30 protein-coding genes are annotated in these 20862 nt (G+C 65.8%); 17 read left to right on the top strand and 13 right to left on the bottom strand.

Annotated features, from left to right (window positions below):
• Positions 1–159 precede the first annotated feature (159 nt).
• From minC to PMI42_RS36620, 4 genes are all read left to right on the top strand, one after another.
• Positions 160–858 (top strand): septum site-determining protein MinC, encoded by a 699-nt coding sequence (minC, locus tag PMI42_RS36635; protein ID WP_008144926.1) that lies wholly within the window; start codon positions 160–162, stop codon positions 856–858.
• A gap of 19 nt (positions 859–877) precedes the next feature.
• Entirely contained in the window at positions 878–1693 is an 816-nt protein-coding gene (gene minD / locus PMI42_RS36630) for a septum site-determining protein MinD (protein WP_008144924.1), read from the top strand.
• Positions 1690–1971 (top strand): cell division topological specificity factor MinE, encoded by a 282-nt coding sequence (minE, locus tag PMI42_RS36625; RefSeq protein WP_008144923.1) that lies wholly within the window; start codon positions 1690–1692, stop codon positions 1969–1971. The genes minD and minE overlap by 4 nt, the downstream gene beginning before the upstream one ends.
• A gap of 175 nt (positions 1972–2146) precedes the next feature.
• Positions 2147–2332 (top strand): hypothetical protein, encoded by a 186-nt coding sequence (locus tag PMI42_RS36620; protein ID WP_008144920.1) that lies wholly within the window; start codon positions 2147–2149, stop codon positions 2330–2332.
• 18 nt (positions 2333–2350) lie between these two features.
• On the opposite strand, the gene PMI42_RS36615 is transcribed toward PMI42_RS36620, so the two are convergent.
• Together PMI42_RS36615 and PMI42_RS36610 are read right to left on the bottom strand one after the other, a co-directional pair.
• A complete protein-coding gene (locus PMI42_RS36615) occupies positions 2351–2602 on the bottom strand; it encodes a hypothetical protein (RefSeq protein ID WP_008144919.1) in 252 nt (83 codons plus the stop codon).
• A 102-nt stretch (positions 2603–2704) separates the two neighbouring features.
• Positions 2705–3097: a hypothetical protein gene (locus tag PMI42_RS36610; protein ID WP_008144917.1), complete on the bottom strand. Its 393-nt coding sequence runs from the start codon at positions 3095–3097 to the stop codon at positions 2705–2707.
• A 130-nt stretch (positions 3098–3227) separates the two neighbouring features.
• On the opposite strand from PMI42_RS36610, the gene PMI42_RS36605 reads away from it, so the two are divergent.
• Entirely contained in the window at positions 3228–4013 is a 786-nt protein-coding gene (locus tag PMI42_RS36605; RefSeq protein WP_008144916.1) for an SDR family NAD(P)-dependent oxidoreductase, read from the top strand.
• On the opposite strand, the gene PMI42_RS36600 is transcribed toward PMI42_RS36605, so the two are convergent.
• Positions 4014–4244 (bottom strand): DUF6894 family protein, encoded by a 231-nt coding sequence (locus PMI42_RS36600; RefSeq protein ID WP_008144914.1) that lies wholly within the window; start codon positions 4242–4244, stop codon positions 4014–4016.
• Between the two features lie 468 nt (positions 4245–4712).
• The gene (locus PMI42_RS36595; RefSeq protein WP_008144913.1) at positions 4713–5726 is read right to left on the bottom strand and encodes a hypothetical protein; all 1014 of its coding nucleotides are present in this window, start codon (positions 5724–5726) and stop codon (positions 4713–4715) included.
• A 296-nt stretch (positions 5727–6022) separates the two neighbouring features.
• Between PMI42_RS36595 and PMI42_RS36590 the strand changes: the two genes are divergently transcribed.
• A complete protein-coding gene (locus tag PMI42_RS36590) occupies positions 6023–6676 on the top strand; it encodes a L,D-transpeptidase (RefSeq protein WP_035968042.1) in 654 nt (217 codons plus the stop codon).
• Between the two features lie 21 nt (positions 6677–6697).
• Here the strand turns inward: PMI42_RS36590 and PMI42_RS36585 are convergent, their stop codons facing one another.
• Both PMI42_RS36585 and PMI42_RS36580 read right to left on the bottom strand, forming a co-directional pair.
• The gene (locus PMI42_RS36585) at positions 6698–7129 is read right to left on the bottom strand and encodes a COG4315 family predicted lipoprotein (RefSeq protein ID WP_008144909.1); all 432 of its coding nucleotides are present in this window, start codon (positions 7127–7129) and stop codon (positions 6698–6700) included.
• Positions 7130–7247: 118 nt separating this feature from the next.
• On the bottom strand, positions 7248–7703 hold the full coding sequence (locus tag PMI42_RS36580; RefSeq protein WP_008144907.1) for a MarR family winged helix-turn-helix transcriptional regulator: 456 nt from the start codon (positions 7701–7703) through the stop codon (positions 7248–7250).
• Positions 7704–7806: 103 nt separating this feature from the next.
• Here PMI42_RS36580 and PMI42_RS36575 point away from each other — a divergent pair, with 103 nt between their 5' ends.
• From PMI42_RS36575 to PMI42_RS36565, 3 genes are all read left to right on the top strand, one after another.
• Positions 7807–9729 carry an FAD-binding monooxygenase gene (locus PMI42_RS36575; RefSeq protein WP_008144906.1) on the top strand — a complete coding sequence of 641 codons (1923 nt, stop codon included), beginning with the start codon at positions 7807–7809 and terminating at the stop codon, positions 9727–9729.
• 154 nt (positions 9730–9883) lie between these two features.
• Positions 9884–10828 (top strand): SH3 domain-containing protein, encoded by a 945-nt coding sequence (locus tag PMI42_RS36570; protein ID WP_008144904.1) that lies wholly within the window; start codon positions 9884–9886, stop codon positions 10826–10828.
• A 219-nt stretch (positions 10829–11047) separates the two neighbouring features.
• A complete protein-coding gene (locus PMI42_RS36565) occupies positions 11048–11275 on the top strand; it encodes a hypothetical protein (protein WP_240535321.1) in 228 nt (75 codons plus the stop codon).
• Positions 11276–11289: 14 nt separating this feature from the next.
• Here PMI42_RS36565 and PMI42_RS36560 read toward each other — a convergent pair whose 3' ends face one another.
• Complete coding sequence (locus PMI42_RS36560; protein ID WP_008144899.1) at positions 11290–11568, bottom strand: DUF3551 domain-containing protein; 279 nt, start codon at positions 11566–11568, stop codon at positions 11290–11292.
• A 112-nt stretch (positions 11569–11680) separates the two neighbouring features.
• Here PMI42_RS36560 and PMI42_RS39830 point away from each other — a divergent pair, with 112 nt between their 5' ends.
• Together PMI42_RS39830 and PMI42_RS36550 are read left to right on the top strand one after the other, a co-directional pair.
• Positions 11681–11887: a hypothetical protein gene (locus PMI42_RS39830; RefSeq protein WP_008144897.1), complete on the top strand. Its 207-nt coding sequence runs from the start codon at positions 11681–11683 to the stop codon at positions 11885–11887.
• A 132-nt stretch (positions 11888–12019) separates the two neighbouring features.
• Positions 12020–12340, top strand: coding sequence for a hypothetical protein (locus PMI42_RS36550; RefSeq protein ID WP_035968038.1), 321 nt, complete (start codon positions 12020–12022; stop codon positions 12338–12340).
• 20 nt (positions 12341–12360) lie between these two features.
• On the opposite strand, the gene PMI42_RS36545 is transcribed toward PMI42_RS36550, so the two are convergent.
• The 3 genes from PMI42_RS36545 to PMI42_RS36535 form a co-directional block, all read right to left on the bottom strand.
• The gene (locus PMI42_RS36545; RefSeq protein WP_008144892.1) at positions 12361–12930 is read right to left on the bottom strand and encodes a TetR/AcrR family transcriptional regulator; all 570 of its coding nucleotides are present in this window, start codon (positions 12928–12930) and stop codon (positions 12361–12363) included.
• Positions 12930–13274: a DMT family transporter gene (locus PMI42_RS36540; protein ID WP_008144889.1), complete on the bottom strand. Its 345-nt coding sequence runs from the start codon at positions 13272–13274 to the stop codon at positions 12930–12932. Before PMI42_RS36540 ends, PMI42_RS36545 begins: the two co-directional genes overlap by 1 nt.
• A gap of 200 nt (positions 13275–13474) precedes the next feature.
• Entirely contained in the window at positions 13475–14140 is a 666-nt protein-coding gene (locus PMI42_RS36535; RefSeq protein WP_008144886.1) for an O-methyltransferase, read from the bottom strand.
• Between the two features lie 96 nt (positions 14141–14236).
• On the opposite strand from PMI42_RS36535, the gene PMI42_RS36530 reads away from it, so the two are divergent.
• From PMI42_RS36530 to pdxY, 3 genes are all read left to right on the top strand, one after another.
• The gene (locus PMI42_RS36530) at positions 14237–14881 is read left to right on the top strand and encodes a TetR/AcrR family transcriptional regulator (protein WP_008144884.1); all 645 of its coding nucleotides are present in this window, start codon (positions 14237–14239) and stop codon (positions 14879–14881) included.
• A 92-nt stretch (positions 14882–14973) separates the two neighbouring features.
• The gene (locus tag PMI42_RS36525) at positions 14974–15615 is read left to right on the top strand and encodes an FMN-binding negative transcriptional regulator (protein WP_008144882.1); all 642 of its coding nucleotides are present in this window, start codon (positions 14974–14976) and stop codon (positions 15613–15615) included.
• Positions 15616–15663: 48 nt separating this feature from the next.
• Positions 15664–16476: a pyridoxal kinase gene (pdxY, locus tag PMI42_RS36520; protein WP_008144880.1), complete on the top strand. Its 813-nt coding sequence runs from the start codon at positions 15664–15666 to the stop codon at positions 16474–16476.
• Positions 16477–16480: 4 nt separating this feature from the next.
• On the opposite strand, the gene PMI42_RS36515 is transcribed toward pdxY, so the two are convergent.
• Complete coding sequence (locus PMI42_RS36515) at positions 16481–17743, bottom strand: hypothetical protein (protein ID WP_008144878.1); 1263 nt, start codon at positions 17741–17743, stop codon at positions 16481–16483.
• 372 nt (positions 17744–18115) lie between these two features.
• On the opposite strand from PMI42_RS36515, the gene PMI42_RS36510 reads away from it, so the two are divergent.
• Positions 18116–18370: a hypothetical protein gene (locus tag PMI42_RS36510; protein WP_008144877.1), complete on the top strand. Its 255-nt coding sequence runs from the start codon at positions 18116–18118 to the stop codon at positions 18368–18370.
• Positions 18371–18428: 58 nt separating this feature from the next.
• Here PMI42_RS36510 and PMI42_RS39570 read toward each other — a convergent pair whose 3' ends face one another.
• Both PMI42_RS39570 and PMI42_RS36505 read right to left on the bottom strand, forming a co-directional pair.
• Positions 18429–18797, bottom strand: a complete 369-nt coding sequence (locus PMI42_RS39570) for a hypothetical protein (protein ID WP_162137435.1) — start codon at positions 18795–18797, stop codon at positions 18429–18431.
• A complete protein-coding gene (locus tag PMI42_RS36505; RefSeq protein WP_008144873.1) occupies positions 18798–19382 on the bottom strand; it encodes a bifunctional transcriptional activator/DNA repair enzyme AdaA in 585 nt (194 codons plus the stop codon).
• A gap of 129 nt (positions 19383–19511) precedes the next feature.
• Here PMI42_RS36505 and PMI42_RS36500 point away from each other — a divergent pair, with 129 nt between their 5' ends.
• Both PMI42_RS36500 and PMI42_RS36495 read left to right on the top strand, forming a co-directional pair.
• On the top strand, positions 19512–19928 hold the full coding sequence (locus tag PMI42_RS36500) for a nuclear transport factor 2 family protein (protein ID WP_008144871.1): 417 nt from the start codon (positions 19512–19514) through the stop codon (positions 19926–19928).
• 86 nt (positions 19929–20014) lie between these two features.
• Positions 20015–20862: EamA family transporter (locus tag PMI42_RS36495; protein WP_008144869.1), on the top strand; the 848-nt coding region annotated here is incomplete at its 3' end.

The raw sequence follows: 20862 nt of genomic DNA, 5'->3' as shown, positions 1-20862 counted from the left end.
CGCTTCGCTCCATCCGGGCTACGGGTCGGTGTGCGCGTCCGGGACACGAGCAGCACCAACCAGGGCCCCATCCACGTAACCCCACGGAGAAATTAACCAGCCGTTAACCATATCCGCCGCATCGTTAACCATTCAATAACAGGGAACGAGTCGGCCGATATGGAGGCTGCAGCAAAAGTCCAACGCCAAATGGTGCGCCTGCGCGGGCGCTCCTATGTGGCCTTTGTGTTCGTGCCGACGGTTCCGATCCAGGATTGGCTCCAGGAGATCGACACCACCATCGCCCGCTCGCCGGGCTTCTTTGCCGGCCGGCCCGTGGTGATCGACCTGTCCTCGGTCGACCTCAGCCAGTCCGGCATCAATCATCTGCTCACCAGCCTTCAGGACCGCAACATCCGCGTGCTCGGCATCGAGGGCGTGGAGGAGGCGCGGCTGACGCCGTCCATGCCGCCGCTGCTCTCGGGCGGACGCAGCTGTGTGGTCGAGCCGACCGCGCCCAGGAAGCCCGAAGCGAAGGTCGAGGCCAAGCCCACTTCGCTGCTGCTCGAGACCCCCGTGCGCTCCGGCCAGACCGTGATCTTCCCGGAAGGCGACGTCACCATTCTGGGCTCGGTCGGCTCCGGCGCGGAAGTCGTCGCCGGCGGCTCCATCCACATCTACGGCGCGCTGCGCGGCCGCGCCATGGCGGGCGTGAACGGCCACACCAGCGCGCGCATCTATTGCCAGAAGATCGAGGCCGAACTGCTTGCGATCGATGGATTTTACCAGACCGCCGACGACATCGACGCGGCCTTGCGCGGCAAGCCTGCCCAGGCCTGGCTGCAAGGCAACACCATGCGAATTACCGCGCTGAACTGACCAGAAGGAGATATTTGAGATGGCCAAGGTACTGGTCGTGACGTCAGGCAAGGGGGGCGTCGGCAAGACGACAACCACCGCCGCACTGGGAGCTGCGCTGGCGCAACGCGGCGACAAGGTTGTCGTGGTCGATTTCGACGTGGGATTGCGCAACCTCGACCTCGTGATGGGCGCCGAACGCCGCGTCGTGTTCGACCTCATCAACGTGGTGCAGGGCGTCGCCAAGCTGCCGCAGGCGCTGATCAAGGACAAGCGGCTGGAGAATCTCTGGCTGCTGCCGGCTTCCCAAACCCGCGACAAGGATGCGCTCACGGAAGAGGGCGTCGGCAAGGTCATCGCCGATTTGCGCAGCCGGTTCGACTGGGTGATCTGCGACAGCCCGGCCGGCATCGAGCGCGGCGCCTCCATGGCGATGCGCTTTGCCGACGAAGCCGTGATCGTCACCAATCCGGAAGTGTCCTCGGTGCGCGATTCCGACCGCATCATCGGCATGCTCGATTCCAAGACCGTGCGGGCCGAAAAGGGCGAGCGCGTCGAGAAGCACATTCTCATCACCCGCTACGATCCCTCGCGCGCCGCGCGCGGCGAGATGCTGACCATTGAGGACATTCTCGAAATCCTCGCAACGCCCTTGCTCGGCATCATCCCCGAGAGCCAGGACGTGCTGCGCGCCTCCAATGTCGGCACGCCGGTGACGTTGTCGAATGCCGAAGGCGCACCAGCGCGGGCCTATACCGATGCGGCGCGGCGGCTGTGCGGCGAGACCATTGCCATGCACGTGCCGACCGAGCGCAAAGGATTCATGGATCGCCTGCTGCGACGGAGGGCTGCATGAGCATGGGTCTGCTCCGGCTTCTCCGCGGCAACAAGGCTTCTGCACCGGTCGCTCGCGAACGGTTGCAGATCCTGCTTGCCCATGAACGCGGAATGCGCGGCCAGCCCGATCTGCTCGGCGTGCTGCGTGAGGAAATTCTGGCGGTCGTGTCCAGGCACGTGACGCTGGACCCGACAAAAGTCATCGTCCGGCTCGAGCGCGGCGACGAGGTCTCGACCCTCGAGGTCGACATCGAGGTGCCGAACGATTTCGAGCGCAAGAAAGCGGCGGTCGCGTAGGGGACGCGACTGACGACGGCCCATTTTGGGGTGGGTGAGAAGGCGGTCCGCCGGGCATGGCGGGCCGCCTTTGTCGTGTGCGCCAGCGGAACGGGACCCGCGGTCGGATCGTTGTCCCGCACCCGCGGCAACAGCCGATCGGTGCGCCGTGGGTTGGTCAGACGGGAGAGCGCCCATGATGTCTGAGGTCCAGGTCCACACCCTCGCGCGGCAGATGCTGGAACAGCATGGTTTTGCGGCGATCGCGAAGGCGGCCGAGCAGGCGCAGGCTTGCGAAGGCCGTGGCGAAGCCGACGAGGCCAGGGAATGGCGTCACATCGCCGACGCCATGAAGATCATGCGCGGGCCCGCCCAGAGCTGATCACGGCGACGGGAACGCTCAGCGCTCCTCGCGATCGGTTCCCTGGGCTGGAGCGCGATGTTGCATCTGTGGCTGGCCGCGCTCGGTGGTTTCCTTGCAGGGAAGCTGTTCCCACGATCCGTCGGGCGCTTGCTGATAGGCGCTGCAGGACGACGGCGAGGTCGACTTGTACTCGCCCTTTTGGGTATCGGCATTCCTCGCCAGGGCCGGGCCGGCCGAGGCTGCGCTCGCCGCGAGCACGCCGGCGAAGACGAGATGAGCAATCCGCATGAGGGTCTCCTGTTCGAAGAGCCCGCATGCTGGCTAGGAATGTGACGATTATGGGCCGAGGCAGCGGTTCCGTCGCGGCGTGCCTAACGCGGCAAACAGCCGCTAGCCGCCCTTGGCGCGGATCAGGCCGGCGAGGTTGGTCTTCTGGGCCTCGCACCAGCTGGGCATGCCGAGGCGGCGCTGGTTGAGATCGGTCGCCTGGGTCGCCACCGCGACCTCGGCCATCAGATCGTCGTCCTGCTTCTCGCCCATCTTGCCGCCGGTGTGCATCCAGGCGATCGCCTTGCGCACCCTCTCGGTGGTGCCGTCGGGCAGGTGCATCTGCTCCGCCTTCTGCACCAGATCCTGGTAGACGACATCCGTGCCCGGACATTCCACCTTGGCGGCGAAGGCCTGCAAGACCAGCGTCACATAGGTCGAGCGTGAATGGTCGTCGGCCGCTTGGGTCGGCGCGGCGATCAGCAACAGGCCGGCGATCAGGAAACCGGTGCGCATCCTTGGTATCTCCTCCATTTTTGGGCAGGCTAGCGTCCGGCGGGCCGCTCCGCAATGGCGTTGGGGGCGCATTTGTCGCTTCGCATTGCGGTGCGCTATCGTGGCCGGGATCCCGGCCACGGAGAGTGACATGAGCCTGTTCAGCACGCCGTTCGATCCCGCACGCGACACGGCGCTGGTCACCGGCGCCGGCAATGGCATCGGCCGCGCGATCGCGCAGGCGTTGGTCGGCGAGGGCGTGCGAACCGTGTTCGCCGATGTGAATGCGGAGCGCGTCAGTGCCGCGATCGGCGCCAGCAGCAAGCCCGAACTGGCGGTACCGTGGGTCGGCGATCTCGCGAGGCTGGAGGCTTGCGATGAGCTGCTTGCTGCCGCACGTTCCGCGCTGGGCGAGGTCACGCATCTCGTGCACAGCGCCTCGCCGCCGCGGCGTGAGGCCGATCATGCGCTGGCGGTCGATCGCAGGACCTGGCAGGAGATGCACGCCGTCAACCTCGATGCCGGCTTTCATCTGGCGCGCGAGATCGCAAGGCGTCTGATTGCGGCGAAGCGGCCCGGCTCGTTCCTGTTTCTCACGTCGCTGCACGCGGGCACGCCGCGCAACCTGCCGCATTACTCGACGGCGAAAGCGGCAATGACGATGCTGGTGAAGGAGCTCGCCAAGACCTTTGGCCGGTACGACATCCGCGTCAACGCACTGGTGCCCGGAGCGATCGCAGCCGGCGGGTTCGTTGCGGATGCTTCGCTGGCGAAGCACATTCCGCTCGGGCGTCTCGGCGCGGCAAACGACCTCGCGCCGATGGCGCTCACGGTGCTGTCGAACAAGCTTTCCGGCTATGTCACCGGCGCGGCGTTCGTGGTCGACGGCGGCTTGTCGCTGACGAACTGGTTCGAAGCGCCAGTGCTGGAAGAGTAGCTAGCGCTGCCAGGCCGGTACGGGATCGAGCGGCGTGCGATAGACCTCGTTCTGGTCGCGATCGGTGACGCGAACCGCGCAACCCCTCTGCTGAAGCTCCGGCTTCACCTGCGACAGCTCGCACGCCAATTGATCGGCGCGATCGGAGGCAACCTCGATGTCTTCGAGGATGATTCCACCCTGGTTCTTGAACTCTTCACCAACCACGAGATCGAAGGAGTAGTAAGGCATCCGATTTCCCCGGTGTGACGACCCAGATTTTCAAATGAAGCCTTCGACGGAAGTCTTCAAACATGCTGGATCGTATCACTGAGTCGATATCTATCCGATGAACGGAGCGCACAATCTCTGTGCCTATAGCGCAGAAATGATGTGCAACGCGTGAGTGCTTTAAGATTTTATTAAACATGTCGGCGCGATCATGAGGCATGGAATTGCAGCAGAACCGGGCTCCGGGAACCGGCAGCTGCAAGAGAAGGCCGCCGGCATAGATCCCGACGGCCTTTTCTCTTGAAGGAAGACGATCGCAGCATCGCTTCCGTAGTATCCCGGACTCAACGCATCACATCGACTCGGTCAGCGTGCGCGAGGCTGTCGCTTCAAAGCGCGATGAGATTTCGATGAAGCGTCATCGCGCTTCGGATTGTTGTTGCGCATGATCCTTCCGGAAAACCGCTCCGCACTTTTCCGGATCGTGCCTTAGCGCAGCGGCATCGGCGGACGCACGACAGGTCCGTCGTCATCGGCAACGGCCTGCGTCGTCGCGGCCGGCGGAGCCGGCGGCGGGACCGCGGCAGCTTGCGACGGCGGCGGCGGCGCGACCGGCGCAGGCGAGTAGGCGGGCATGTAAGTCTGCGACACGACCGGCTTCGGTTTACGAACCGGCGGCGGCACAGGCCGTGGCGGCAGTGCAGAGACGCGCGCGCGCGGATCGATCGGCGGCCTTGCTTCGACGACCGGCTTCGGTGCCGACGGCTTCGCCATCTCGCGTGCCATCTGCTCCTGTCCCGCCTTCAGCTCGGCGATGCTGGCTTTCAGCGTTTCGATCTGCTGCGCCATCAAGCCGAGATCGCGCGTCAGCGACTGTACCGATTGCGCCGCGTCGGCGGGCTGCGTTGTTGCGGGCGCGGCTGCCGCAACCGGAATCGCGGGCGGCGTCGGAGATGGATCGGAGCCCGCAGGTGCGGCGGCTTGCGCCGTGGGCGGCGCGGCCTGCGCGGCTGCGACCGTTGCCGTCTGCGACGTCGCAGGCAGCAGCGAGGCCAGGGCCGGTGTCCATTCCGCGAGCATCGGTCTGACGGTGTCGCCGTGTTTCTCCCAGGCGATGGTGGCGGCGGCGCTGCCGCCCGCAAACAGGAACGTGACGAACGCACCGCGCAGCCATTTGCCGGCGGCGGACCGTTTCGGCCGGCCGTGACTATCGCCGGCTGCGATGCGCAGCTCGGTGTCCAGCGAGGGCGCCGCTGCCTGCGGCTCCGCGACAGGGCTGAACTTCGGCGCGGGATCGATCTCCGGGATGACCTTGGGCTCGGTTGCGAATTTCGGCTCCGGACGGGGCGTGATCTCGGGCGCCAGCGCCGGCGCTACGCCGATGGGGCGCGAGGCCCGCACCATCTCCGGCGAAATCTGAATCGCGTCGTGCGGATCGTTGTCCTTGACCGTGTCCTTCACGATCTCATCGACGATTTGCTTGGGGTTCAGCATCGCGAGCATCGCAGCTCCTTAGGCTTGGTCGTCCGCATTGGCGCGAGTCGATCTGTTGAGGTGGCCCCATCCCAAATCCGATGGGCAAATCCGGTGGTCAGGTCTCATGACGCACGAGTCCAGCCGGGTTTGACCAAAGCAAGGCGAGGGGATGGAGATGATGCGACGCTCTTCCGCCGTTTGTGGTGATGGAACCGGACTTGCCGAACACGCGCACGTGTACCGCCGCTGCCTTGCTTTCCGCACGATTTGGGCACTATCTGGCGCTGCTGGGGGCGCTGTTGTCCGCTATCGGGGGGCCGGCGGTGCCAAGATTTCTACTCGCTTTGTTCGTCGTTGCCTTGCTGCCGCTGGGCGGCTGCATGCAGACGACTCTCTCGCCATCGACGGATGCGAGCATGACGCCGCGCGACCGGCAGTTGCTGGCGCACGCGCCTTACGCGCAGGCGAACGTGCCTGAGCAATTTCTCCGTCACATCGTCGATTATCCGCGCAAGGAGCAGCCGGGCACGATCCTGGTCGATACCGATGCGCGCTACCTCTATTTCGTGCTGCCCGACGGCAAGGCGATCCGCTACGGCGTCGCGGTCGGCGAGGAAGCCATGGCGTTCTCGGGAGTCGCGCGCGTCGGCCGTCTGGCGGAATGGCCGGACTGGGTTCCGACCGCGGACATCCAGGCGCGCCTCGGACCGTATCCGGCGCGCGTCTCCGGTGGTCCCGCCAATCCGCTGGGCGCACGCGGCATCTATCTCTATGCCGGCAACAAGGACACGCTCTACCGTATCCACGGCACCAACCAGCCCGAATATATCGGGCAGGCGATCTCGTCGGGCTGCATCCGGATGCGCAATGAAGACGTGATCGACCTCTACGACCGGGTGAAGCTCAACTCGATGGTCGTGGTGCTGCCGCCCGGACAGAGCGCGCAGGTCGAGGCGACGAGAAGCTGGCGCGGCTGATGGCCGCGCGTCGTTCGCGCGCTATTCCTCGGGCCGCGCGATGCGCCATTGCAGCGTCGTGGCGATACCGTTGGCGTCGCCGGGCGCCTTGTCCGCCGGCGAGGTGTAGAGCGGACGATAGCGGTACGCCCACATCTTGCTGCCGTCGTTGCGGCTGATCACGGTGAAGTCGCCGATGGCCTTGGCATCGGCGGTTGCAGGCAGCGGGACCCAGCTCTCGGTGCACTTGCCGTTGCAGTTCGAGCTCTTGCCGCTGGTGTCACGCTCGTACGTGTAGAGCGTCATGCCCTTGGGATCGACGAGCTTGGGACCCTGCTTGGTCAGGACCACCTTGGCCGGTGCGGTCGTCGCCTCGGGCTTGGGTGGAGGAGGGGCATCGCCGCCATGGCCGTTTGCCAGCGCGGGGACGGTCGAGAGCGCGATCGCCGCGGCCGCAATGGTGAACCTGAACATCCGAAACTCCCGACCGGCAAAGTTAACCGCGCGTTAAGCGCCGAATGGGCCCGACGGTAGCAGCCGAAGGTTAGTTCCTGGTTTCGCAGGCCTGCGACAATTACGGACATCAAGGTGCTCATTCGCGCAGTGGAGCGCGGCTGAGCTCGTTGCCGGCCGCGATGGCCTTGCGCAACAGCCGCATCAGCTCCTCGCCTTCCCGGGCGCTGAGGCCGCGCAGCATGACCCGCTGGGCGGACTCCACGGCCGGTGTGACCTTGCGCAAGATGCGCCGGCCTTCGTCGGTGATCTCGAGCTCGCGGGCACGGCGGTCGCGAGGACTGGCACGGCGCTCCGCCAGCCCCTTCTGCACGAGGCGGTCGATCACGCCGGTGATGGTGGTGCGGTCATAGGCGATCAATCCGGCGAGCGTGACCTGGTCGAGTCCCGGATTGGCCTTGATGGTCGCGAGCGCGGCGTATTGCACCGGCGTGAGGTCGAAGCCGGCGTTTTCGACCTCGGCCAGGAACACCGCCACTGCGATCTGCTGGAACCGTCGGGCCAGATGCCCGGGCATCTCGTTGTTGTCTTTCACCGAATTCTCCTCGGACGGCAGGGAGGTCGCGGATTATTGACAAGTATACTGATCATCAGCATACTGAGCAATATCGAAGAAGACGTTGACGGGAGAGGTGCTCATGCAATTCCATCTCAATGGATTCCAGCCGGGCGACCCCGAAATTGCCGATCCTTCCGAACGCATCCAGGCTTCGGGTGCAGCGGGCGCCGTGCCCGAGGAGGTCGACGTCCTCATCGTCGGCTGCGGTCCCGCCGGCCTGACGCTCGCCGCCCAGCTTGCGCAATTCCCCGATATCAGGACCTGCATCGTCGAGCAGAAGCCGGGCCGTTTGCTGGTGGGGCAGGCCGATGGCATCGCCTGCCGCACCCTGGAGATGTTCCACGCCTATGGCTTCAGCGAGCGCGTGCTGAAGGAAGCCTATTGGGTCAACGAGACGACGTTCTGGAAGCCGAACGAGCAGACGCCCGAGAGCATCGTCCGCAGCGGCCGGGTGCAGGACGTCGAGGACGGGCTGTCCGAATTCCCGCACGTCATCCTCAACCAGGCGCGCATCCATGACGGCTTTCTCGACGTCATGCGCAAGGCACCGGCCAGGCTCGAGCCCCATTACAGCCGCCGCCTGCTCGATCTTCAGGTCGATCCGGCCGCAGATCCTGCCGACCATGCCGTAACCGTGCGCCTCGAGCGCGTCGATGCCGGCGACGAGGGCAAGGTCGAGACCATCAAGGCACGCTACGTCGTCGGCTGCGACGGCGCGCGCAGCACCGTGCGCAAATCGATCGGCCGCGAGCTGCATGGCGATTCCGCCAACCACGCCTGGGGCGTGATGGACGTGCTGGCGGTGACCGATTTTCCTGACATCCGCTTCAAGTCCCTGGTCCAGTCGGCGAAGGACGGCAGCCTGCTGATCATTCCGCGCGAAGGCGGCTACATGGTCCGCATCTATGTCGAGCTCGCCAAGCTGGATGTCGGTGAACGCGTTGCCAACCGCAACATCACCGCCGAGGACGTGATCGCCAAAGCGCAGCGGATCCTGAAGCCGCATACGCTTGAGGTGAAGGAGATCGCCTGGTGGTCGGTCTACGAGATCGGCCAGCGCCTCACCGACAAGTTCGACGACGTGCCGGAGACCGAACTCGATACGCGCCTGCCGCGCATCTTCATCGCCGGCGATGCCTGCCATACCCACAGCCCGAAGGCGGGGCAGGGCATGAACGTCTCGATGCAGGACGCCTTCAATCTCGGCTGGAAGCTCGCCGCGGTGCTGCGCAAGCAGTGCGCGCCGGGCCTGCTGCACTCCTATTCGGCCGAGCGCCAGGCCGTTGCAAAGGAGCTGATCGACTTCGACCGCGAGTGGGCAGGGATTTTGGCTTCCGCCGCGAAAGCTGGCGGCGTCGATGCCGCCGGGACGCAGGACTATTTTGTCCGGCATGGCCGTTATACCGCGGGCACCGCGACGCACTACAAGCATTCGACCTTGACCGGCACAACGTCACATCAGCATCTCGCGAAAGGCCTCGTGATCGGTACGCGCTTCCATTCCGCGCCGGTCATTCGGCTTGGGGACGCAAAGCCTGTTCATCTCGGCCATGCGGCGCAAGCCGACGGCCGCTTCCGGATCTATGCGTTTTCGCCCGCCGAAAATCCGACAGCGTCGGACTCGGCCATCCGTGCCTTGTGCGATTTCCTCGCGGAGTCCCGGACATCTCCGATCCGGAGATATACCCCGAACAGCGTCGACATCGACGGCGTGATCGATCTGCGCGCGGTGTTCCAGCAGGATCATCGCGACCTCGCCCTCGAGGCGATGCCGTCGCTGCTGCTTCCGCGCAAGGGGCGCTACGGTCTGCTCGACTACGAAAAGATGTTCTGTCCGGACCTCAAGAGCGGTCACGACGTCTTCGAGATGCGCGGCATCGATCGCAAGGCCGGCTGCATGGTTGTGGTGCGGCCTGACCAGTATGTCGCATGCGTGCTGCCGATCGAGGACTTTGCCGGGCTCGCCTCGTATTTCGACGCCTTCATGCTGCAGGCAAGGTGACGGACGGGCCGCGCTCGCGCGCGCGACGCCGATGAACGGCGAATGAATATTGAACCGCGCGCGGCATGCGTCTCAATCTTTCGAGGGATGCGGCCTCTGCGCGCGGAACGCCCGTATCACTGGCGCGTTCCAAACCGCAGAGGAGGAATTCGCCATGAGACTCAAGAGCGCTTTGGTTGCAGCATTGCTGCTCGCCCCGACGGCCGCACTGGCCGCGCCGGGTATCGTCACCGTCTCGACCGGCCTGCGCGCCGGGCCGGGTTCGGGCTTTCCCCTGGTCGATCGCATCCCCGAGGGCGCCCGCGTCAACATCCATGGCTGCCTGCGCGGCAATGCCTGGTGCGACGTGAGCTTCTCCGACGATCGCGGCTGGGTGTCGTCGCAATATCTCGAATATCTCTACCGCAATCACTACGTCTATCTTCCCGACTATGTCGACGAGATCGACGTGCCGGTCGCGCCCTTCGTGCTGAGCTCGTACTGGTCGAGCTATTACGAGGGACGGCCGTGGTATCGCCGCCACGCCTACTGGAATCAATACTGGACCTCGCACGAACGCGTCGCGACGCGGATGACGATCGATCCGCATGCGGCCCGTATCGGCCGTGCGGCGACGCGCGATGCTGCGGTCGCACTGGGGCGTAGCGGTGCGAATGACCGGGGGCATGCCGCGACGGCGCGGCATTACGCCGTCATCGCCAAGCGCGACACGGCGGTTGCGACGGATCGGGCTCGCGTTGAGCGAAGCGACCGCTCGGTGAACGCGCGGGCGACCGACGCGCAGAACCGCAGCTCGCGCGATGCGCAGGCGCGGATGATGCACGATCGTGCGGCGAGCCGCGCCGCACCGCATGCGCCCACGATGGCGCGTCCGCATGAAGCGCCGCGCATGTCGGCCGCGCCCGCGGCCCGGCCCGCAATGCCCCATGTGGCGCAGCCGAATGTCAGCCATGGTTCGCCGATGAATGCGCATGCGCAGATGCCGGCGCCCCGCGCGGCGGCACCCGCGATGCCGCATGGCGGCGGCGCTCCGCACATCAATGCCGCTCCGCGCGGTGCCCCGGCCGGCGGTCCCGGTGGCGGACATCCCAAGCACTAGCGTGACCGATGAAAGCCCGGCCTTCGCGCCGGGCTTTCTGCTCGGGGAGGCTAAGTTCCCTGAGCGTACAATTTGAGAAAGTTCTTCGCGGGCAGATTTCATCGATCGTAAGATGTGTATCCAAAGATGTAAGCATCCACTCGGGGCAGCGGGGCACGGGAGGATGTGATGAGACAGAGCCAGGCGGAGTCGCGCCGCCAAAATGTCGCGAAGCGGTCGATGACCAAAGAGGTGAAACAGCTCTCCGGCCTGATTGCCGGGCTGCGGGAATCTCTCGAAGGCATTCACAAGCAACGGGCGAGCGCAAAACTCTCCGGCGCCGAGATGGGCCTGCTCGACGAGCGCCGCAACAATCTGCTGCTGACGATCGCGGCCCTGGACGACCGCCTCTCGGCGGTGCAGGGATTGATTGATCTCGGCCGCCCGCACGTCATACGCGTGCACTGAGCGGATCGCGGGCGCTAGCGGTTCCGTCGCGGCGGCGATGGGCCTGGGCCCGTTTGGCGGTTTTGCATCGCATAGGGGTTGGCATAGCATCGTGCGGACTGCCCGGACGCGGTCGCCGCGCACTGCGCGATCGTCGCAAAGCTGCAATCGATGGTGCTGCCGTCGATGCTGTAGACCTCGATGCAGACGGGATAGCGCGGATCGTAGGTCTGCGCAGCCGCGGGCGCGGCGCCGAGCAGGTTCGCCGCGAGCAAGCCCGCGACAAGCAGAATCGCCTTCATGATGTCAGGCATGATCGACCTCCGTCGTTCGGCCGGAGCCAGGCACAATGCTGCCTGCGGATGGCACCAAATTGCCACGCTCCCGGCGAATTGCCGCCAAAGCCCGCTGCCACGAGGGAAGCGGGTGCAGGGCAACGCAAGGGGATGCGCATTGGCCTACAAGATGATCGCAGAACGCGATAATGAGAAGTGCAGTTTTGCCCGCGAGAGCCGGCTGCTCATCGTGGCGAAGGCAAAGGTGTGGGCGAGCGAGGGCTGGAAGGTCGTCATCACCGACCAGGACGGCAAGGCCTATACGCCGCCCGAATTCGATCAGTTGCTGGCGGCGTGACCGCAAGACGGGAACTCTGGATTTTTGACGCGTTTTCCTGACGCGAACAGGTCATCCACTTCGCTTGAAAACGCTCTGGGGACGGCATTGACATCGCACTTTCGGCCGGGGCGCGGCCTGATCGCGCCCCTGATGATTTTTGCTGCGGTCGCCGGGCTGACGGGAACCGTTGCGACTGCGCAAAACCTTGACGCTGGCAAGTCGCCCGACCGGCTGTTTGCCGACGGCTGCACGACCTGCCATCGGAGCCCGCGCGGTCTTGCCAAGGGGCGCATGAGCCTGACGCTGTCCTGGTTCCTGGCGGACCATTACGCGACCAGTTCCGACACCGCCAAGGCGCTCGCGGCCTATCTGCAGTCTGTCGACGAACCGCCGCCGCGCGCTGCGGCCAAGCCGGGCGCGAAATCGTCCAAATCCGCGCAGCGCCCGCCGAAGCCGGCGCAGAGCCACTAGCGACAGGTCAGATTCGAAGGCTACGCGCGCCGATGGGTCTGCGCGATCAGGTGGTCGTGCACGGCGCGCAGCTCGGCGTTCAAGCGCGTCTGTCCCGTCGTGACGTAGGACAGCCAGGCGCCGTCGGCGGCGAGGCGCACGACGTGGAGCTCGGGCGTGCCGTCGGTCGCGCGGTGGCGCTTCAGGCGCGCCTTCATCCAGTCGTTCCAGAGCCGGCGCAGCGATGGATCGGTGACGACCACCATGCTGAGCGCCGCCCAGGGCGTGGTGAAGCCGAACGCCTTGCCGGTAAACACTGCATTGACATAAGCACGAGTAAAACTGCCGCGTGGCTTGGGATCGGTCTCGATCGCGGCGTCGATCTCGGCATCGACGCGGGCCAGCAGATCGGCGAACAGGCCCTCGATCAGCGCCTGCTTGCTGCCGAAGTGGTGAAACAGCCCGCCCTTGGTGACGCCGGCCGCCGCCGCCACCGCCTGCACCGTGACGCCCGCGACACCATGGTCCATGGCGATGGCGGCAGCAGAGTCGAGGAGGGCACGCCGGACCTGCTCGGGCTGCTTGGCGCGGGTATAGGCGCTCGCCGGCATCAATGCGCCGTCGTCTGCGAGAACAGGTTGATGATCACGACCCCTGACACGATCAGTCCGATCCCGACGAACGCCGCCGCATCCAGCATCTGGCGGAACAGCACGAAGGAGATTGTCGCGGTCAGGATGATGCCGACCCCGCCCCAGATCGCGTAGGCGATGCTCAGGGGAATGACCCGGATCGCCACCGACAGCGCATAGAACGAGGCGACGTAGAACAGCACCATGGCCAGCGTCGGCCACGGCCGCGTGAACTGCGCGGATTGCTGGAGGAAGGCGGACGCAGTGACCTCGAAGACAATGGCGAGGGCAAGCGCTGCGTAGGCGTTGAAGGCGGACGTCATGACTGGCTCGGGCGTAATGCGTATGAAAGATACCGCGCGGTAGGTATGTTTAGCACGCACAATATGGCTTTTGCCGGGAGGAGGTATCACGTGTGAGTGACGAGCCTGCGACATCCGGTGCCGAAGGTCCCCGACAGGATGCCACAACATGAAGCCGCCGCGCGGCGATGCGTGCGGCGGCTTCGAACAATCGCAGAGTGCTAGCTGATCCGCACCGAGAGCTCGACGTCCTCGGCGAAGGGCGTGGACATGTAGCCGCTTCCGGGCGCGCGTACCCGCGCCAGATAGTCGGGGCTGTCGTCGGCATTGTCGGCGACGATGATTGTGCCCGGCCTGAGACGGCCTTCGACCAGATCCAGGATCTCAGGGTAAAGCGCCTTGGCGCCGTCGAGCAGCACGAGGTCGATGGTTTCGGGCAGATCGACTTGAAGCGTCTTCAGCGCATCGCCCTCGCGGATTTCGACGAGATCAATCAGCCCGCCGGCCGTGAGATTCTCGCGCGCCCGCGCCGCCTTGGACGGCTCGAACTCGCTGGTGATGAGGCGGCCGCCGCCATTGTCGCGCAGGCCCGCGGCAAGGTGCAGGGTCGAAATGCCGAACGAGGTGCCGAACTCGACGATTGCCTTGGCGCGGGAACTGCGTGCGAGCATGTAGAGCAGGTGGCCGGTCTCGCGGGAGACCGCGAGAGGGGCGTCCTTCAGCCGCCCGTAAAGGTCGCGGTAACCGGTCTTGCTCCGCATCATCCGGGCACGGTCGGCGTCGGTCAGGTCGGCAAAGGCAGTCCGCATTGCGCCGCGCGCTGCTTCGTCCTGGTCGAACAGGCGATCCAGCAGCGGCGCAAGCGATGTGATGGTCGGGGTGGTCATTTGGGTCTCCAGAGTTCGCGGCAAAGCGCGTGCTTGCGTGAAAGCTGAAATACGACTAATTCGTCGCATTCGCTATTCGCATTGCCGGAGGACGCCGTGGCCGATCGTCGAAGCCGTTCAGTTTCCTCACGAAAACAGCCCCAGCAGACCCGCTCCAGCGAGCTGGTCGCGGCCATTCTGGATGCGGCTGTTCAGGTCCTGGCGAAGGAGGGCGCACAGCGCTTCACCACGGCACGGGTGGCCGAGCGGGCCGGCGTGAGCGTCGGATCGCTCTACCAATATTTTCCGAACAAGGCGGCGATCCTGTTCCGCCTCCAGAGCGACGAGTGGCAGCGCACGAGCGAACTCTTGCGCGGCCTTCTTGCGGAGCGGGCTAAGCCGCCATCGGCGCGGCTGCGCGCGCTGGTGCATGCCTTCATCCGTTCCGAGTGCGAGGAAGGTGCGATCCGCACGGCGCTGAGCGATGCCGCGCCGCTCTATCGCGACGCGCCCGAGGCGCAGGAGGCGCGGGCCGCCGGCAAAGGTATCGTCGCGGCCTTCATGCGCGAAGCGCTGCCAAAAGCCTCGGATGCGACGCGCGAGCTTGCCGGCGAGCTGATCAAGACGACGCTGAGCGAGGTTGGCAAGCGGTTTTCGGAGACGCCGCGCAGCGAAGCGGAGATCGCGCGTCATGCCGACGGGCTGGCCGACATGTTCTGCGCCTATCTCGGCGAGCTGGCACAACGCCGAAATCATTCCTGACATCTGCGTTTGCGGGGCAATATCGTTTCTGATTGGGCCGGACCATGAGTTAGCTTCAGTTCGTCGTCCATCCAGCCATCGAGCGCCGCGCCATGCACGTCCTTCGTCCCCAGTTCCACATCGAGCAGCAGCGCGCGCTGGAATTTGCCGGGCAGCGCGGCTTCGGCATGATCGTGGCGGCGGACGAGCGCGGCCCGCGCGCCTCGCACGTGCCGTTCGTGCTTGGCCAGCGCGACGGGCATACGATCGTGCAGATCCATCTCACCGCCAAAAATCCACTCGTGCCGCTCGCGGACGGCGCGCGTCGCTTCCTGCTGATCGTTGCCGGCGACGACGCCTACATTTCCAACGACTGGTACGCCTCGCGCGACAACGTCTCGACCTGGCTCTACGAGGCCGTGCACCTGTCGGGCGTGGCGCATCCGCGCGGACTGGACGAGAACCGCGGACATGGCGACGCACTGCTCGCGGTCTCCGAGGCGCGCTTGCCGAAGGCGCCCTGGGATCTCGCGCAGATGGAGCCGGACAAGCGCGAAAGCATGCTGGCCGCGATCCGCGTCATCGCTCTCGTGGTTGATACCGTCGAGGGGCAGGCCAAGCTTAACCAGCACAAGAGCGATGCGGATCATGTCGCTGTCGCGGGCCGTCTGGCGCGATCGGAGGAGAGCGGGCACCGGCGGCTGGCGCGGAAGATGCAGGCGTTGCGGCCAGGGCTTGCGTACGACGTTTCGTGACCCGCGCTACGCTTGCCTTGCTGCGCATTTGACCCTACGGACCTCCACATGCTCGTCATCTCGATTCAAAGCCAGGTGGTTCACGGCCATGTCGGCAACAGCGCGGCCGCCTATGCCATGCAGGCGGAGGGCGTCAACGTCGCGGCGGTGCCGACGACGCTGCTGTCGAACCATCCGCGTTACCCGACCTTGCGCGGACGGGTGCTGGAGACCGAGCTCGTTGCCGATCTTCTCAAAGGCGTCGAGGAACGCGATCTCGTCGACGAGGCCGCGGTGCTGGTCACCGGCTATCTCGGCTCGCCGGGCACTGCCGCGGTCGTCGCCGATTTCGTCGAGCGCGCCCTGTTGCGCAATTCGAAGCTCGTCTATCTCTGCGATCCCGTGATCGGCGACGACGGCCGAGTCTATGTCGCCGACGGCATTTTGGACGTGGTGCGGCACCGGCTGCTGCCGGCCGCGAACCTGACGACGCCGAACCAGTTCGAACTCGAGCTGCTCTCAGGCATCACGATCGCGGACGCGCAGGGCTTGCGCGCGGCGTGCGCCGTGCTTGCGGGGCAGGGCCGCATCGACGTCGTCGCCACCGGCTGCACGCTCACTGACACGCCGGACGGACAGGTGGAGACGATCCTGTGCGCGGACGACCAATTGTCGCGCTTTGCGACGCCGCGGCTGCCGATCCGGCCCTACGGCACCGGCGATCTCCTCACCGGCCTGATCGCGGCGCATCTGGCCAAGGGCAAGGCGATGGAGGCCGCGGTACGGCTCGCGGTCGAGACCGTGTTCGCGGTGCTGGTGCGCACGCAAGAGGCCGGCACCGCCGAGATGCGCCTCGTGCCACTGCCGACGCGGGCGCCGTAACAGCTCAGGTCGCGCGTTTTGCTGCGGATTGCGCCGATTTCTGCGGCTTGGCCAAAACCTTCTGCTCGCGTGCCGCCTGTGCCTTCGGCGGCTTGGCACTGGCCACGGCCCGCGCCTTCTTTGGTTTGACGTTGGCAGCCTCCCTGGTCGCAACGCCACGCTTGGAAATGTATTCCGCCCCGTCGATCGGGCCGACATGCGGCGGATCGCGGCCGAGATAGGGCCGCCCGATGCCGAGCGCCTTGCCGTTGGCGTCGACCCATTTCCACAGCACTTCCGTCGAGACCCAGCGCTGCGCGCGGTTGTTGCCCTGGGTGCTGACGATGTCGGCGGCCATGCCGTGGCCGTAGCCGCCGCGCGTGCTGCCGCCATGATAGGAGCGGTCCGAGGCGGCCTTCAGCCCGCTCGCGATCGACTGGCGATAATCGTCGCGGAAGGCGCTGGTGATGCCGGGCGAAAGGCCGGCGGCTTCGGCGGCGAGCAGCGTGCGAAACAGCTTTTGCTTGAAGCTCTTGTCCATGCCGCCGATGACGTAATCCATCATCGACATGCCGGCGTGCTCGGCCGCCTTCGGATCCTTCCAGCCGAAATCCTCGTCGACCAGTTTCGTGAAGCTGCGCATCACGGTGACCATCTTGCCCTTGCGCTTGACGGTGACGGCACGGCGCTCCTCGACCTTGATCGAGTCCTCCTTGGGCGTGCGTTGATAGAGCGCCCAGAGATAGCGGTCGATGCATGCCTCCATCACGAAGCATTCGTCGAGCACGGCGACGGTGTCGGCCGGCGGCGAGGCCTTGCTCGGGGCAGCTGCCGGCCCGGTTGCGATCGCCGCGGGCGACAGCGCGTCCGTGGTCTCGATCTCGGTGGGATCGGCGGATGCGAGCCTGACGGGCTCCGGCGCAACCGCGCTGGCGACGGGGGCAGGTTCGGGCGCAATCTCCGGCGCCGATGCTTCGCTCGGCAATATCAAGGCCGGATCGGCCGAGGCGAGCTTGATGGCGGGAGCGGGGATTTCGGGCGTTGCCGCCGCCTCGACACTGGCCGTGATGTCGGCGGTCAGGGCGATACCATCCTCGATGGTCGCGGCGCGCGGGACGTCGGCGAGCTCAAGGCGCGTGAGATCCTTGGCACGCGAGACGGCGGCGGCATTGGCGCCGCTGTTCTCGATCAGGGCGGGGGCATAGGCGGACAAGGACAACGCCAGCCAGCCGGCCATCACGGCCGAGGGGCACGAGACTGCCACCAGAAGAGACCGCCGATCGTTCATGATCCCTGCCTCCAAACGGTTCTGTTCAAACGCGTCCTGTCGAACAGTCTTGATGCAAACAGTGTTGCACGGAAAGGCACGCAGCACGTCGATTGTTCGGAGGACGGTGTGGCAGCGCAATGGCGCAAATCGGTGAAAACCGGCTTTTCAGGCGGGTGTTGCCAAGATGCAACGCGGGTTCCATCGCGGTTCCGCCATTCGCGCGGTGGCGCGATGGCCGATTGGGGGGTGTCGGGGCAGTGCGTCCAAGGCGTTGGACGTATTAAACATATCGATATGCGCCGGGCGCGATATTGCGATGCAGCAACGCATGTCGCATTGCAGCAAATCAGGCTTAGATGTGCTCCGAACCTTCCTTTTGGAGCATCACCAATGAACAAGAAGACTTTGTCGATCGCAGCCGCCGCCCTCGTCATCGCGGGCTCGACTGCTACCTTCGCCGCCGAGCTGCCGGCCTATCAGGCTCAAGGCATTCCGGCTTCGCCCGTGCAGGTCCGCGTGCTCGGTGCCGCCAATGTCGAGCAGCAGGTGACGGCGCCGGCCACCAGCGTGACGCCGCTCCAGGTCAGCGTGCTGACTCCGCGCAAGCTGAAGACCGCGACGGCGACCACCGGCTCGGCCCGCTAGCTCGAAGCGGCGAGCACGCTGCCGGTCCATCCATCGTGCCTATCCCAGGATTCGGGTTTTAAGAAGGCGCCGGATCACGCTGAAGCCGCGTTCCCTGAGGGAGCGCGGTTTTTCTTTGCGGCAGGGAACGGCGCTTTTTTTGCGCGCGTGCACGGATCGAGAAGCCGACCTGAAAAAGAATCGCGCAATCCCGTTCTTGTGTACGGCCGTTCAAGACGAGTGTGATCTTCTTAATAGTTGTTTTGCAGATCGCGGCGCCTGATGCGCGCGCCGCATATAGAGCGGCCAATTCTGGAATCAATACTGGAGCCGTCATGCCCGTTGCGCAAAAAGCCGTTGTTGCCAGCACCTCGCCGCGTGCGTTCATCGTCAGGCATCTCGCGCTGTTTGCCGCCGCTGCCTTGTTCGTGTTCGTGCTGAGCCTCACTTACGGTCTCGATCTCAGCCCCGGGTTTTTCTGAGTGTTGCGCAAGCTCGACGGCGAACGGCCGTAGAGTTCGGCGAACGCGGCGTTGAAGCGGCGCAGGCTGCCGAAACCGGCCTGGAACGCGATTTCCGTCATGGTGTGGCCGCTGGCATCGAGCAGGCGCTTGGCGCGCTGCACGCGCAGCGTCTTCGCAAGCTGCTGCGGCGTGGCGCCGACGTGGCGCTCGAACAAGCGTGCGAGATGACGCGAGGAGATGCCGAGCCGCGTCGCAAGCCTCACCACCGAACATTCGTCGAGCGCGCCGTCGTTGATCAGCTTCACCGCGCGCGCCACGGTGGAGCGCGTGCCGTTCCAGGCCGGGCAGAACGGTGCAGTCTCGGGACGGCAGCGCAGGCAGGGCCGGAAGCCCGCGGCCTCCGCGGCCGCCGCCGCCGGATAATAGACGACGTTGCGCGTCAATGGCTGCTTGGCCGGGCAGACCGGGCGGCAATAGATGCCCGTGGTCTTCACCGCCGTGAAGAAGCGGCCGTCATAGCGGGGATCGCGGCGCAGGCGCGCGGCGTTGCAGGTCTCGAAGCTCAGCATGGCCGGATCATAGCCGACGGCGGTTCAGGCGGAAGTGCCGCGGGATGACCGAGTCCGATTGTGGCGAGCCGCAACGTGCGTCGCGCCCTAGAACGCGGCTCTCATCTCAACGCAGCCGGGGAGCGCGCCGTGACCAGCCCGAAAGACATCGTCCTCAACGCCTGGAAAACATTCTCCTCGCGCGACGCCGAGCGGATCGCCGCGCTGTTCACCGAGGATGCCGAATGGATCGCGCCGAAGGGCAACGCCACCGCGATCGCGCTCGACCACACCGACCACATGGTCGGCGCGGGGCAAATCGCGCGTTTCATCGCGCAAGAGATGCACAAGCTGTTTTCGGAGATCGATATCGCCTTTCGCGGCGTCCATGCCGATGGCGATGTCGTCATCGTGGAAGAGCGGATGCGCGCAACACTCCCCGGCGGCACGCCCTACGAGAACGACTATTGCTTCGTGTTCACGGTGGCGGGAAATCGCATCCGCGAGGTCAGGGAATACATGGATACGCGCAAGGGGTGGCGGATGGTGTTCGGCGAGGGGACGTGACGGCGAGAGCGCGCGCGGCCGCTTTGCCTGCCAGCCCTGCAGCCGCGTGGGTTGAGCCGGCTCGCGCGCTGACATAAGGCTTGTCCATGGATCAGCGGACGAGCGGCGCTGACGCTCTCATTCACAAGAACGATGCGGCACCGGCGCTTCTCGGCGTCGTCTGCGGGCTGTCGGCGGCGCTGTTCTGGGCGCTCGGCTTTGCCGGCACGCGGCATGGGCTGAAGGTCGGCTTTACGCCGGTCGATCTGCTCGTGCATCGCTACGTCTGGTCGGGAATCGCGTTCCTGCCGCTGGTAGTCCGCGCCGGCATTTCCGATCTCTGCGGCATCGGCTGGGGCAGGGGTCTTGCGCTGATGGTGCTCGGCGGCCCCGTGATGTCGCTGATCTCCTATACCGGCTTCCTGTACGTGCCGCTCGGCCATGGCAGTGTGATCCAGCCGTCGTCCGCGACGCTCGGCGGTTTGCTGCTCGCGGCCCTGTTCCTGAAGGAGAAGATCTCCGCCTCGCGCTTTGCCGGCGCCGTCGTCATCGTCGGCGGCCTCGGCGTGATCGGCGCCGAATCGATCGGCCATATCGGCGCCGACGGCGTGCAGGGCGACCTGATCTTCGTGCTCACCGGTTTCATGTTTGCCGGCTTTGGCGCGCTGCTGCGTCACTGGCGCGTCTCGCCTGTCTCGGCCGCGCTCGTCATCAACGTGCTGTCGCTGCTGCTCCTGCCGATCTATCTGCTGACCGGCGGTCTCGCCCGCATCGCGGCGATCGGCGTGACGGAGAATGCGATCCAGGCGCTGGCGCAGGGCGTGCTTGCCGGCCCCGCCGCGCTGTATCTCTTTGCCGTGTCCGTGCAGCGCCTCGGCGTCGCTCGCGCGGCCGTGTTCCCGGCCTGCGTGCCGGCGCTGACGCTGCTCACCGGCTGGCTGCTGCTCGGCGAGCC

This window comes from Bradyrhizobium sp. YR681 (assembly GCF_000282615.1).
In the GTDB taxonomy this organism is placed as follows: domain Bacteria; phylum Pseudomonadota; class Alphaproteobacteria; order Rhizobiales; family Xanthobacteraceae; genus Bradyrhizobium.
The sequence above is the reverse complement of the archived record's forward strand: the minus strand, read 5'-3'. Positions and strand labels throughout refer to the sequence as shown.

What these genes read in the sequence shown, in the direction of transcription:
- PMI42_RS36600 (WP_008144914.1), bottom strand. Translation starts at nt 4,244, where the DNA reads ATGCCTTACTACTCCTTCGATCTCGTGGTTGGTGAAGAGTTCAAGAAC.
- PMI42_RS36525 (WP_008144882.1), top strand. Translation starts at nt 14,974, where the DNA reads ATGCACGTCCTTCGTCCCCAGTTCCACATCGAGCAGCAGCGCGCGCTG.
- PMI42_RS36595 (WP_008144913.1), bottom strand. Translation starts at nt 5,726, where the DNA reads ATGCTCGCGATGCTGAACCCCAAGCAAATCGTCGATGAGATCGTGAAG.
- PMI42_RS36535 (WP_008144886.1), bottom strand. Translation starts at nt 14,140, where the DNA reads ATGACCACCCCGACCATCACATCGCTTGCGCCGCTGCTGGATCGCCTG.
- PMI42_RS36540 (WP_008144889.1), bottom strand. Translation starts at nt 13,274, where the DNA reads ATGACGTCCGCCTTCAACGCCTACGCAGCGCTTGCCCTCGCCATTGTC.
- PMI42_RS36550 (WP_035968038.1), top strand. Translation starts at nt 12,020, where the DNA reads ATGATTTTTGCTGCGGTCGCCGGGCTGACGGGAACCGTTGCGACTGCG.
- PMI42_RS36560 (WP_008144899.1), bottom strand. Translation starts at nt 11,568, where the DNA reads ATGCCTGACATCATGAAGGCGATTCTGCTTGTCGCGGGCTTGCTCGCG.
- PMI42_RS36605 (WP_008144916.1), top strand. Translation starts at nt 3,228, where the DNA reads ATGAGCCTGTTCAGCACGCCGTTCGATCCCGCACGCGACACGGCGCTG.
- minC (WP_008144926.1), top strand. Translation starts at nt 160, where the DNA reads ATGGAGGCTGCAGCAAAAGTCCAACGCCAAATGGTGCGCCTGCGCGGG.
- PMI42_RS36620 (WP_008144920.1), top strand. Translation starts at nt 2,147, where the DNA reads ATGATGTCTGAGGTCCAGGTCCACACCCTCGCGCGGCAGATGCTGGAA.
- PMI42_RS36515 (WP_008144878.1), bottom strand. Translation starts at nt 17,743, where the DNA reads ATGAACGATCGGCGGTCTCTTCTGGTGGCAGTCTCGTGCCCCTCGGCC.
- PMI42_RS36575 (WP_008144906.1), top strand. Translation starts at nt 7,807, where the DNA reads ATGCAATTCCATCTCAATGGATTCCAGCCGGGCGACCCCGAAATTGCC.
- minD (WP_008144924.1), top strand. Translation starts at nt 878, where the DNA reads ATGGCCAAGGTACTGGTCGTGACGTCAGGCAAGGGGGGCGTCGGCAAG.
- minE (WP_008144923.1), top strand. Translation starts at nt 1,690, where the DNA reads ATGAGCATGGGTCTGCTCCGGCTTCTCCGCGGCAACAAGGCTTCTGCA.
- pdxY (WP_008144880.1), top strand. Translation starts at nt 15,664, where the DNA reads ATGCTCGTCATCTCGATTCAAAGCCAGGTGGTTCACGGCCATGTCGGC.
- PMI42_RS36610 (WP_008144917.1), bottom strand. Translation starts at nt 3,097, where the DNA reads ATGCGCACCGGTTTCCTGATCGCCGGCCTGTTGCTGATCGCCGCGCCG.
- PMI42_RS36615 (WP_008144919.1), bottom strand. Translation starts at nt 2,602, where the DNA reads ATGCGGATTGCTCATCTCGTCTTCGCCGGCGTGCTCGCGGCGAGCGCA.
- PMI42_RS36510 (WP_008144877.1), top strand. Translation starts at nt 18,116, where the DNA reads ATGAACAAGAAGACTTTGTCGATCGCAGCCGCCGCCCTCGTCATCGCG.
- PMI42_RS36570 (WP_008144904.1), top strand. Translation starts at nt 9,884, where the DNA reads ATGAGACTCAAGAGCGCTTTGGTTGCAGCATTGCTGCTCGCCCCGACG.
- PMI42_RS36545 (WP_008144892.1), bottom strand. Translation starts at nt 12,930, where the DNA reads ATGCCGGCGAGCGCCTATACCCGCGCCAAGCAGCCCGAGCAGGTCCGG.
- PMI42_RS36585 (WP_008144909.1), bottom strand. Translation starts at nt 7,129, where the DNA reads ATGTTCAGGTTCACCATTGCGGCCGCGGCGATCGCGCTCTCGACCGTC.
- PMI42_RS36505 (WP_008144873.1), bottom strand. Translation starts at nt 19,382, where the DNA reads ATGCTGAGCTTCGAGACCTGCAACGCCGCGCGCCTGCGCCGCGATCCC.
- PMI42_RS36565 (WP_240535321.1), top strand. Translation starts at nt 11,048, where the DNA reads ATGACCAAAGAGGTGAAACAGCTCTCCGGCCTGATTGCCGGGCTGCGG.